General features: G+C 63.2%; 8 protein-coding genes. 4 read left to right on the top strand and 4 right to left on the bottom strand.

Going from position 1 to position 12048, the window contains the following annotated elements:
* The first annotated feature begins 109 nt into the window (after window positions 1–109).
* Window positions 110–1360, top strand: a complete 1251-nt coding sequence (gene tyrS / locus CWS72_RS07805; protein WP_101250025.1) for a tyrosine--tRNA ligase — start codon at window positions 110–112, stop codon at window positions 1358–1360.
* A gap of 155 nt (window positions 1361–1515) precedes the next feature.
* On the opposite strand, the gene CWS72_RS07800 is transcribed toward tyrS, so the two are convergent.
* A complete protein-coding gene (locus CWS72_RS07800) occupies window positions 1516–1761 on the bottom strand; it encodes a CDGSH iron-sulfur domain-containing protein (protein ID WP_199175578.1) in 246 nt (81 codons plus the stop codon).
* A 158-nt stretch (window positions 1762–1919) separates the two neighbouring features.
* Window positions 1920–5090, bottom strand: coding sequence for a YhdP family protein (locus CWS72_RS07795; protein WP_146002673.1), 3171 nt, complete (start codon window positions 5088–5090; stop codon window positions 1920–1922).
* Between the two features lie 89 nt (window positions 5091–5179).
* Here CWS72_RS07795 and CWS72_RS07790 point away from each other — a divergent pair, with 89 nt between their 5' ends.
* The 3 genes from CWS72_RS07790 to CWS72_RS07780 are packed head-to-tail and all read left to right on the top strand — an operon-like array spanning window position 5180 to window position 9439.
* On the top strand, window positions 5180–8176 hold the full coding sequence (locus tag CWS72_RS07790; RefSeq protein ID WP_241911632.1) for a bifunctional [glutamine synthetase] adenylyltransferase/[glutamine synthetase]-adenylyl-L-tyrosine phosphorylase: 2997 nt from the start codon (window positions 5180–5182) through the stop codon (window positions 8174–8176).
* Between the two features lies 1 nt (window position 8177).
* Window positions 8178–8642, top strand: coding sequence for a thioredoxin-dependent thiol peroxidase (bcp, locus tag CWS72_RS07785; protein ID WP_101250023.1), 465 nt, complete (start codon window positions 8178–8180; stop codon window positions 8640–8642).
* Window positions 8639–9439 (top strand): ferritin-like domain-containing protein, encoded by an 801-nt coding sequence (locus CWS72_RS07780; protein ID WP_241911631.1) that lies wholly within the window; start codon window positions 8639–8641, stop codon window positions 9437–9439. Before bcp ends, CWS72_RS07780 begins: the two co-directional genes overlap by 4 nt.
* Before the next feature lie 10 nt (window positions 9440–9449).
* Here the strand turns inward: CWS72_RS07780 and CWS72_RS07775 are convergent, their stop codons facing one another.
* Window positions 9450–9998 (bottom strand): cytochrome c3 family protein, encoded by a 549-nt coding sequence (locus tag CWS72_RS07775; protein WP_101250022.1) that lies wholly within the window; start codon window positions 9996–9998, stop codon window positions 9450–9452.
* 116 nt (window positions 9999–10114) lie between these two features.
* The gene (locus tag CWS72_RS07770) at window positions 10115–11683 is read right to left on the bottom strand and encodes a flavocytochrome c (protein WP_101250021.1); all 1569 of its coding nucleotides are present in this window, start codon (window positions 11681–11683) and stop codon (window positions 10115–10117) included.
* Window positions 11684–12048 lie beyond the last annotated feature (365 nt).

The raw sequence follows: 12048 nt of genomic DNA, 5'->3' as shown, positions 1-12048 counted from the left end.
TTTTCTCATGACAAAAGGTGCTCCCGTTGTACGTCAATGGCAATCGTGCTAAACGGGCCACCCCGGCATCAAAGACCCGGAAACCGAATATCAGCTCAGGCGATTTCCCATGACGACCCTTCGCTCCGATTTCCTGCACACCATCACCGAGCGCGGATTTTTCAATCAATGCACCGATCTCGATGGGCTCGACAGCCGGTTGAGCGCGGGAACGGTGACCGCCTATATCGGTTTCGACTGTACCGCCGATTCCCTGCATGTGGGCAGCCTGCTTCCCATCATGCTGCTCCGCCATTTGCAGAAGAGCGGGCACAAGCCGATCGTATTGATGGGCGGCGGCACGACCCGGGTCGGCGATCCCTCCGGCAAGGACGAGGCGCGCAAGCTGCTCTCCGACGACGATATCGCCCGCAACATGGCCGGTATCAAACAGGTGTTCGGCAAGTTCCTGACCTTTGGCGATGGCCCGACCGATGCCGTGATGGTCAATAATGCCGATTGGCTCGACCAGATCAACTACATCGCCTTCCTGCGCGATTTCGGCCGGCATTTCTCGGTCAATCGCATGATGAGCTTCGATTCGGTGAAATTGCGCCTTGAACGCGAGCAGCCGCTCAGCTTCCTCGAATTCAATTACATGATCCTGCAGGCTTACGATTTCCTTGAACTGTCGCGCCGGCTGGGATGCGCCCTGCAGATGGGCGGCTCGGACCAGTGGGGCAACATCGTCAATGGGGTGGAATTGGGCCGCCGCGTCGACGCCCGCGATCTGTTCGGGCTCACCGTGCCGCTGATGACCACGGCCTCGGGCGCCAAGATGGGCAAAACCGCGCAAGGCGCCGTCTGGCTCAACGCCGAACGCCTGTCGGCCTGGGATTACTGGCAATTCTGGCGCAATACCGAGGACGCCGACGTCGGCCGTTTCCTGAAATTGTTCACCGAACTGCCGATCGACGAGATCAACCGGTTGGCCGACCTGGAAGGCGCCGAGATCAACGAGGCGAAGAAGATCCTGGCCAATGAGGCGACGCGTCTGGCCCATGGCGCCGCCGCCGCCGCCCAGGCCGCGGAAACCGCGAAACGCACCTTCGAGGAAGGCGCCGCGGCCGACAGCCTGCCGACGGTCGCCATCCCCGCGGCGGAGTTGACGACGGGCATTCCGGCCTTCGCCCTGTTTGCCCGCGCCGGGCTTGCCGCATCGAACGGCGAAGCCCGGCGTCTGATCAAGGGCGGCGGCGCCAAGATCAACGACGACGCCGTCGGTAGTGAAACCGACCTGATCGGGACGCCCCATCTGAAGGACGGGGTAATCAAGCTGTCGGCGGGCAAGAAACGCCACGTCCTGATCAAGGCCGAATAATACCAAGTCTCGATGAGGATGCCTCATCGAGACTTGGTCTGGCCCATTAAGGGCCCGCGAGCTTATGCGAGCGAAAGCCCAGGGTTTCGGAGAAACCCGCCCGGCGATTGAGGGCTCGGTGATCGGGGCCGATCACCGAGAGTTGGTATAAGACTCTATTTGAGGTCGAGATGCGCGCCGTCGCAGAACGGCGGCTTCGACGTCTGCTTACAGGCGCAGAAGCGGACCTTCATCGCGCCACTGGGCGTATAGGCCATCGGCGTCAGACCCGTCCCGGCATGGGAGCCGTCGCAAAGCGGCTGGGTTTTACTGCGCCCGCACCGGCACCAGTAATAGGTTTCCCCGGCGGTGAGCTCCATGACGATGGGCCCCTTTCCCGCGACGATCGGCTTTTCCACCATAACGGCACCTCCTTGTCATTCAACCGCGGACGCTCCCGCGCCGTCCGGTCAGCTTGCCCCTGCAAGACGCCGCAAAGCCAAGATAAAATCTTAATATTTCAAATAATTGGCATTGACGGGGAACGAGCGGGTCGCAGGGCCGGGGCCGGCTTAAGCGCCTATTTGTCCTTGGGACGGACTTCCGTCTCGCTGCCGTTGTCGAAGATGTCGAACAGCTTGCGCAGCATCCCCGGCGTCAGGGCGGACAGGGGATTGACGACGACGGTGGGATCCTTGGACGGACCGTTCATCGAATAATTCATCGCGAAGACCCCGCCCCCCTTCTCGCCCGAGAACAGCGACCCCAGCACGGGGATATTGCCCAACGCGCTGTTGAGCGCGTAGATCGGCACCACGGTGCCCTCGAGGGCCATCATATCGGCGTCGAGATCGACCTGACCCTTGACGGTCAGTCCGAGGGCCGTCCCGGCGGCGCGGGCGTCATGCAGGGCCAGAACCCCGTCGGTGAGGGTAAAGGGTAAATCCAGCGTGGAAAAAGGGATGCCGCTTCCCTGCAGCAGATCGACGATTCCCGTCAGCGCCGCCACGGTCAGCAGCCTGGCCAGGGCCGGGGCCTTGACCAGTTGGAAATCGCTGACCGTCAACACCCCTTTGAGAGGCTGGCGGGGATCGGCATCGTCGTAGGACCCTTCGACCAACAGTTGCCCGCCCAGCATATTATCGAAGATGTCGAAATTCTTGAACACCGCCCCGGCATCGCCGCTGGTCATCTTGAGCGAGCGGCGATTGGCGCCGGCCGGCTGGATTTCCACGTGCAGGGGCTGTCCGCCCCCAACCGTGCCATCGATGCGAATCCGGCGCCAGTCGCGGCGGTCGCGCGTCATCGCGGCCGAAACGTTCCTGAGCACCCCCTCGTCGGAGACCCACACCTGGGCGAACTTGGCCTGAATGGCCAACGGCAACTGGTCTTCCCGCAGGGGCTGCTCGCGATGCTGCTTGGGGGTCGTCACTTTCTTGTCGGTCTGATGGTCGGACGGATCGCCAGACACGATCTCCCGCGCGTCGAAACTGTTTCCCGACAGGTCGAAAGCGGGACCTTCGCCCTGGCGCAGCGTCACCGTCGCCTGCACATCGGTGCGCGCGAATTTCACCTTGTCGAGGAAAATCTTGCGCAACTGCCCCTTTTCGAAACTACCCTGCCCGGACACGTCGAGGCCGTTGGAACTGCCCAGAGAAAAATGCGGCATGTCGCTCAAGAGACCATCGGTCAGGCGCAATTGCGCCGATGCGTGCCCCCCGACAAAAGCCTTCTTTTCCCAGTTCAATCCCGTCAATTGCATGGTCGCTTCGGTCAGGTTGGCCTGCACCTCGATGTCGCCGCGCCCCGATTCGTACATGATCGCGGTGAGGTCCACCGGCACCGGTCCGGCCAGGAAGGGCGGCTGGAACGGATCGGCGTCCAACCCGACGAGGCGCCGCTCGGCGTCCCCAAGCACCGCCGAGACCTGATAGCGGCTGCGGAAAGGCGAGCCCCTGCTGAAATTTTCCCGCCACCGGATATCGGCGGGCATTCCGCCCAGCAGGGCCTTGCCGGAAACGTCCATCCCCTTGGGATCGATGTCGAGAGAAAGCGCCCCCTCGCTGAGGTCGAGGCCGAGGGCGACGTCGGGCAGGCCGAAATGGCTGGTCTGCGCCTGCGCCCTCACCTTCATCTGATCGAAGGTCAGCTTCTCCAGCAGAGGAAATTTAAGAGCCAGCGACGTCATCGCGTCGCCTTTCACTTTGGTGGGCTGGACGCCCAGCGCCTGAGCCCAGGACAGCGGCTTGCTATCGATCAGGCGCAGCGCGTCCTCCACCGGCCCGGTCACCTTGAGCGAGATATCGGCGAACTGGTCCGGGGCCGACAGCCCTCCCAGGATGACCTTGCCCTCCGGCACCTTGAGGCCGAACACCTCACCGCTTTTGACGTCGATGGTGAAGGTATCGGCGTTGAAAGTGGCATGGGCGTTGACGTTGGCGATCGGCGGCATGGGATGCAGGTACTGCACCGTCACCCCTTCGGGCACCACTTCACCGTCCAGACGATCGATGCTGAGATCATCGAAACTTTGGCCGGCCAGGCGGTGGGCGCTCAGATTGGCGGAGGCGACACGGACACGGCCCCGCGACAGATTGGCCAGGATCCAAGTGCGGGGATTGGGCGCGACCACAGGCGGCCAGGCGCCCTTCAGCGTGTCGAGCGGCATGTCGTCGACATGCGCCTGCGCCTCGACGCGGCTGGCGCCCCCGATATCGTCGACCCGGCCGGTCAAACTGATCAGCGGCCCGCCCATGTCGACCCGCAGTTCGTCCAGCACCAGGGAATTCAAGCCGTCGACCAGGGCTCCCTTGAAGGCGACGGATTGGACCGGCCAGGAAACCCCCAACTGGGAGGAAGCGTCGATCACCCCCTCGCCGCCGACCAGATCGAAGCGGATGTCGCGCAAACCCTGATCGATGGAGTACCGCAAGGCGACCGTGCCGCCGGTGGGCAGGTGCAAACCGGCAATCGGCTGGAGGGCGGGCGCCAGAGACGCCAGCAGGGAGGGCCGGATGCCGCCGAAGGACAAGGTGGCGTCGACGGCCTGATCGGTTGCGTTGAAAAAACCGTCGGCGTCGAACCTCGCCTGGTCACCGGCCAATTGCAGATCGATCCGGGCATGGCCCGCGATACCCCGCTGGTCGCGGTTGAAGCGCAGATCGGCCCGCGGCGCATGCCAGCGGACTCCGAGAATCTCGTCATCGACGGCAAGGTCGCCGTCAACGACTTCGATTCGTTGAAGCTGCCCGCCGGGATCGCTGCCGCCCGGCGGCTCCAGCAGGACATGGAAGGCTTCGAGGATCGCCGGAGACGATTTGGTGCCGGTCTCCTCGTCATCGCCCATGCCGAACTGAATCTGCCCCTGTGCGTCGCGCCGCAGGCGGATGACGGGATGGCGCAGGCGCACCCAGCGCGGCGCGATCTGGCCGCGCATCAGCGAAGGGCCGGAGAGCGAGACCTGCAATTCCGGGACGGCGGCGATCACTTCCCGCTCTCCCGAGATGGCGCGCACGTTCACGGCGCGGATCTCGATGGTCCGCGTCTCCTTGTTCCAGGCAAGGACGGTCTTTTCCAGCTTGACGGCGAAACCGCCGTCGGGGGCGCTCAACGCATCCTCGATATAAGGTGTGAGAAGCGAGAGATTGAGGGGAGCTTCGGACAGCCGGTAACCGAACCAGGCCACGAAGACCACGACGGACGCACCGACGGCGCCGAGAAGCTGGAATAGACTTCTAACGGTGCCGTGCACCACCCTTCGCGACCTCCCCGGAGTAAGCTTGACGTTTGGCCGAGCTTTGCACCAGTCTGGGAAAAAATACAATGTTTGGATGACGCCCGTTGCCTTTCATCATCAAATCAGAGCGCCTGCCCGATCCCGCCGATCCAGCGATGGCTGAACGCAACCGGGAACGTTGGCTGGAAGACGCCGCCCAATGGGAGGACGCGGCGCTCGTCGCCTTCGCCAGAAACCTCGCCGACGATCCGGCCCGGCGGCGCCTGCTGGATGCCGTTTTCGGCAACAGTCCCTACCTCACCCAAAGCCTGATCCGGGAACCGGATGTCCTGCGCCGTTTCCTGTCCGACGGGCCGGATCCCACGTTCGAAGCCGTTCTCGGCACCTTGACGGCGGACAACGAAGGCGCGGAGGATACGCCAGCGGTAATGGATCGCCTGCGTATCGCCAAACGGCGCGCGGCACTGATCATCGGGCTCGCCGACATCTGCGAGCTATGGCCGCTGGAGGCCATCACCGGCGCCCTGACCCGGTTGGCCGACGCCACCCTGTCCCATGCCACCCGCCATCTGCTGGGCCGGGCCCATGGCGCCGGCGAAATCGTCCTGCCCCATCCGGACGCGCCCGACCGGGACTGCGGACTGGTGATCCTGGGCATGGGGAAGCTGGGAGCGGGCGAGCTCAATTATTCGAGCGACGTCGATCTGATCATCCTCTACGAGGAAGGCAAGGTCGCCTACCAGGGCCGCCGCACGGTGCAGGAGTTCTTCGTAAGGCTGTCGCGGGATCTGGTCCGCCTGATGGAGGAACTCACCGGCGAGGGCTACGTCTTCCGTACGGATCTGCGTCTGCGCCCCGATCCCGGATCGACCCCGCTTGCCATTTCCTTGGAGGCCGCGGAAACCTACTACGAGGGATTCGGCCAGAACTGGGAGCGGGCGGCGATGATCAAGGCCCGGCCCGTCGCCGGCGACCTGGAGATGGGCCGCGAATTCGTCAAATTCCTTCGCCCGTTCATCTGGCGCCGACATCTCGATTTCGCCGCCATCCAGGACATCCATTCGATCAAACGGCAGATCAACGCCCACAAAGGCGGCGGACGAATCGCCGTGGCCGGCCATAACATCAAACTGGGCCGCGGCGGGATCCGTGAAATCGAATTCTTCGCGCAAACCCAGCAATTGATTTGGGGTGGCCGCCAATCCGACCTCAGGACGCCCAAAACCACCGACGCGCTCACCGCTCTCGCCGCGGCTGGCCATGTCGACCCGGCCGCCGCCGGTGAACTGATCGAAGCCTACGGATTTCTGCGCCGATTGGAACACCGGCTGCAGATGATCGACGATCAGCAGACCCAAACCCTGCCGGAAGATCGCGAAAAACTGCGGGCTCTCGGTGTTTTCCTGGGTTTTGGCGGATTTGAGGGCTTCGCCGAGGCACTGACCGGAACCTTGCGCACGGTGGAAAGCCATTATGCCCACCTGTTCGAGGACGCGCCGCCCTTGTCAGCCGAGGGCAATCTGGTCTTCACCGGTGGGGAAAGCGATCCGGAAACGCTGAAAACCATCACCGGCCTCGGCTTCACCCAGTCGGAAGCGATCTGTTCCGTCATCCGGGGCTGGCATCATGGACGGGTGCGGGCGACCCGCAGCACCCGGGCGCGTGAAATGCTGACCGAACTGACGCCGGCCCTGCTGGCGGCGCTCGCCCGCACGGCGGACCCGGACGCCGCCTTTCACCGCTTCGACGGCTTCCTGTCGCGCCTGCCCGCCGGGGTGCCCCTCTTCGCCCTGTTCTCCGCCAATCCCAGCCTGCTCGATCTGGTGGCCGAGATCATGGGCGATGCGCCTCGCCTGGCCGAATGGCTGTCGGCCAACACCACCCTGCTCGACAGCGTGCTCACCAGCGGCTTCTTCGATGCGCCTCCGCCCCGCGCGATCCTCGTCGAGGAGGCGTCCCGGGTTTTCGACCAGTCTGCGGACTATCAGGAAATGCTCGACGTGGCGCGGCGCTGGGTCAACGAGCAGAAATTCCGCATCGGCGTCCAGACCCTGCGCAATCTCCTCGATCCCCAGCAGGCCGGACGCCATCTGTCCGATCTGGCGGACGCCGCCCTGGCCACCATACAGCCCCGCGTCGAAGCGGAATTCGCCCTGCAATACGGCCGCGTCCCCGGCCGCGGCATGGCCATCGTCGCCATGGGCAAGATGGGCAGCCGGGAAATGACCGCGACATCGGATCTCGATCTGATCCTGGTCTATGACATGGAAGACGATCTGGACCAGTCGGACGGCGTCAAGCAACTCACGCCCAGCGCCTATTACGCCCGCCTGACCCAGCGGATCATCAACGCGCTGACCGCCAAGACCGGTGAAGGCGCCCTGTACGAAGTCGATATGCGGCTGCGTCCCTCCGGCAACGCCGGCCCCATCGCCACCAGCCTCTCCGCCTTCGCCCAATACCACGCCAACATGGCCTGGACGTGGGAGCATCTGGCACTGACCCGCGCACGGGTGATCACGGGCAACGATTCCCTGCGCGGCGCCATCGAGGAGGTCATCCGCCAGACGCTGGAAAGCCGCCGAGATCCGGTCAAGCTGCTGGTCGATGTGGCGGATATGCGCCTGCGGATCGCCCGCGAACACAAGGCGGATTCGCCCTGGGAGGTCAAACATCTGCGGGGCGGCCTGGTCGATATCGAATTCATCGCCCAATATCTTCAACTGCGCTGGGGCGCCGATCATCCCTCCCTGATCCGCACCAACACGGACGACGTGCTGGCCGAAGCGTTGCGCTTAAATCTCCTGCCCCGGGACCAGGGCGAGCTGCTGCGCGACGCGCTCCGTCTGTGGTCGGCCATCCAGCAAGTCCTGCGCCAAAGCATCGAAGGTCGTTTCGACGAGGAAAAGGCCCCGGGTCGTTTGAAGGAAGTACTGGTACGGGCGACCGGGAGCACCCATTTCGAGGGTCTGCGCGTTCTCATGGACGAGCGGGCCCGGCAGGTTATGGGCCTTTACGAACAACTGATCGATACTCCCGTCGGGGCCTTGCGCACGGCCCTGGGGGAGAATGCGGACCTGAAGGACAAGGAGTCTTCATAAAATGACCATCGACGTCGGTTCCAACGCCCCGGATTTCACCCTACCCACCGACGGCGGCGGCAGCCTCGCCTTGTCGGCTCTGCGGGGCCGGAAGGTCATTCTTTATTTCTATCCGAAGGACGATACGCCGGGCTGCACCAAGGAGGCCTGCGCCTTTCAATCGGCGCAACCCGATTTCTCCGGCGCCAACGCCGTTGTCGTCGGCATCTCCAAGGACGACCAGAAGAGCCACGACAAATTCAAGACCAAATACAGCCTGGCCTTCACCCTGGTTTCCGACACCGAAGGCAAGGTCTGCGAGGACTTCGGCGTCTGGGTCGAAAAAACAAACTACGGCAAGAAATACATGGGCATCGAGCGTTCCACCTTCCTGATCGATGAAAAAGGCGTGGTGCGCAAGATCTGGCGCAAGGTCAAGGTCGACGGACATGCCGAGCAGGTGCTGGCCGAAGCCAAGGCACTGTGACCTGGACGAGCCTTGCCGAAGCCGCCGTGGCCGTGCTGGCCACGGCGGAACCGGCGGGAAAAGTCGAACTGACGGAAATGGCGGCGACGGCATGGCGGGCGGAGACGATCCGATCCTTGGGAGCCGTTCGTCCACCCGATCGGCCCGCCCGGCCGGCCCGGCCGCAGACCCTGCCGCCGAACCGCATGCCCAAGCGGCGTCTGGGCGGCGCCGGGGGCAGGATCGCCATGCTGCATGCCCTGGCCCATATCGAACTGAACGCCATCGACTTGGCTTGGGATATCATCGCCCGTTTCGCCACCCCCGATCTTCCCAGGGCGTTCCTTGACGACTGGGTCGTCGTCGCCCAGGAAGAAGCAAGGCATTTCACCGCCCTCGACGAGCTTCTTGGTGAATTGGGGTCCGCCTATGGAGCCCTGCCCGCCCATGACGGCCTCTGGGAGGCGGCGCAAAAGACATCCGATGATCTGCTCGCCCGGCTGGCGATCGTTCCGATGACATTGGAGGCCAGGGCGCTGGACACGGCGCCGGCCACCATCGCCCGTCTCGCCGCGGCGGGGGAGACGGCCATCGTCTCCGTGCTGGAAAAGATCCTGGAAGACGAGATATCCCACGTGGAAGCGGGCGTCCGGTGGTTCCGCCACCTGTGCGAAACCACCGGATTGGATCCGGCCCGTCATTACCAGGCCATCGCCGGAGCCCATTTCACCAAGGGCCTGAAGGCCCCCTTCAACCGTGCCGCCTGCGACCGGGCCGGGTTTCCGCCGGCCTATTACGAACCGCTGGCCGTGGATTGAGCGTGGTTCGTCACGGCACCTTGAATTCGAATTTGTGGCATTGGCTGCAGTAATTTTCCGACTTTTCATGCTCGTGATGGCAGATATTGCAATCGCTGTTCTTGCCATAGTGCGGCGAATTATGGGGATTCGTCGGCTTGAGCTGAGCCGTGGCCGCTGAAACCGTTTCGCCGTCATGGCATGTCAGACATTTCTTCGCGCTGACCTCTTCCGGCTTTTTCGGATCGGCGTGGCACTTCGCGCAGGTCACGCCATTCAATTGATGAATGTGCGACAACGGAAGCTTTCCGCTCAGACTTTCCGGAGTCTTCTGTTCATGACACTTCAGGCAATCGGCCATTTTCTGACCGGTCGTCGATTTGTGCCTGGCCGGTAATGGATTGGTCGCGCCATGGCAGGCCTGACAGTCGGCCGCCGCCGCTCCGGGGAGCTGCTTCGGCGCGGCGGCGTTTTGGGCCGAGGCCGGGGACGCGGCCAGGACACCGATGAGCCCCGCCAGCAGGATGGCCGCAAAACCGGCGAGCCAGCGGCTCCGGCTCTTGGAAACAATCTCGTTCATTGAATTTCTCGCGCAGAATGGGGGCCGGTCCCGGAAGGCAGAGACACCCCCTGCCTTCCTTTCGGAAACGGAACCGCCGGGGGACTTTCATCACCCGGCATCAGCCTTCCGAATGGTCAGGACCAGGGTTTCTCGGCCGCCGCGTTCCGGCCGGCGATACGGCCAAAAACAAGGCAGGTCGGTCCGGAGACCGTGCCCAATCGAACGGCGCCATGGACGCCGCCGACCGACTCACCCGCCGCATAAAAGCCAGGGATGGGCTGGTCGCTGGCGATATCGGTGACCTGCGACAGGGCGTTCACATTGACGCCGCCCATGGTGTAGTGAACCTTCGGCAGCAGGCGCTGCACATAAAGCGGGGCCGTGCCGAGCGGTTTGGCTTCCTTGTTGAGGTAACGGTTGAATTCCTCGTCCTTTCCCTGGGCAAGGTAGCGGTTGTAGTCCTCGATGGTTTTCTTGAGCGCATCGGCTGGGATGCTGTAGGCCTGGGCGATTTCATCCCAGGTGTTGAATTGACGGACCACCCCGCGCTCGATCAAGGCCGGCAGCAGGTTCTTCACGCCGCCCTGCAGATTGGCGTCGGCGATGGCGATGCAATTCTGCCCCTTGTTGATGAAGCTCATGATGATGTCGGCCCGGAGCTTGCGGTTGGCCAACTCGCTGATGAACCGCTTGCCCGTCGTGGTATTGACCCAAACGCCGAACATCGCGGCACCTTCCTGGGCGAAATGCGGTCCCAGGCCAAAGCCCTTTTCGTCGGGGCTGCCCCAGGGGCCCACTTGAATCCAGCTCAACTGGATCGGCGTGGCCCCGATCCGCAGCGCCTCGCGCAGCAATTCCGAGGTGGCGCCGGGATGGTTGGTGCAATCCATGCTGCCGGTCAGTTTCGGATCCTGCATCAGACGGAAAGGCACATCCTGGCCGAAGCCTCCATGCGCTAGGACAACCGCCTTTCTCGCCCGGATGGTCACGACCTTGCCGCTGTTCGCGTTGGGGAACGAATATCCCGTCCGCACTTCAAGCCCCTTGACCCGGCCGTCCACGCCGTCGCGCAGGATCTTCTGCACATAGACCCGCGTGCGGACGGGCACGCCGATGCCGTCGAGCTTCGCCAACATCGCCTTGATGACATCGGCGCCGCTTTCCGACGGGGTCATGTAGGTACGGGGAACCGAATGTCCGCCTTCCTGCATGAGGTGGTCGGTATATTGGACACCGAATTCGTCGATAGTCCATTTCACGACCGGCCATGATTGTTCCGCGACGATCTTGACCAGTTCCGGATGGTTGAGGCCCAGCCCTTCGCGCACCATGTCGGTGGCCAGCAATTCCGGCGAATCGGTCAACCCCTGCGCCTGCTGAAGCGGCGAGCCGGCAGCGGCGAAGCCGCCGCCATTGATGATCGAATTGCCGCCCGGGGTCCGCATCTTCTCGAGAATGACCACCGAGGACCCGGCGTTCTTCGCCTCGTAGGCCGCGGCCAAACCGGCGAAGCCGCTGCCGATGACCACCACGTCGTAAGTCTCGTCCCATTTCTGGGAAGACGTCGCGTTCCAACAAGACAGCGGGGCTTCTTTGGCAACCGCGGAAGCCGCCAAACCGCCGACCGCGGCGCCACCGGCGACCACCTTTCCCGCCGCCGCCAAAAACCCTCTTCTGCTCGTTTTTTTCATATCGTCGCTCATAAGACGCCTCTCCATTTCTGATGAACACCCGGCCCGCGTTCCGTTCTCGGAGGAAATGGCTCCATCAGCGCCCTCGAAGGGCCCGAGTGCGCCAGGCCACCCCCGGCCACAAATAAAAAACAGACAAGCAATCTATATTTAAAAAAGATATCGACGCCCGATCTGCTGTTTTAAATAATTATATGTTTTGAGTATTCGAATAATCAGCCACGCGCATGACCTCGCTTTTCTCTACCTTCACCCTGGCACGAGAATAGCCATTCGAAAATTGTGTATTTTCCGGCGAAGTGATCGGTATTCCCGATGAAGGCCTTGCCGATTTCCGAAATAGGAGGGGCCCCCTCATGTCGGAGGGGCGGCGGCGC

This window comes from Telmatospirillum siberiense (assembly GCF_002845745.1).
Taxonomy (GTDB): domain Bacteria; phylum Pseudomonadota; class Alphaproteobacteria; order Rhodospirillales; family Magnetospirillaceae; genus Telmatospirillum; species Telmatospirillum siberiense.
Note: the sequence above shows the minus strand (reverse complement) of the source record. Positions and strands in the feature narration are given on the sequence as shown.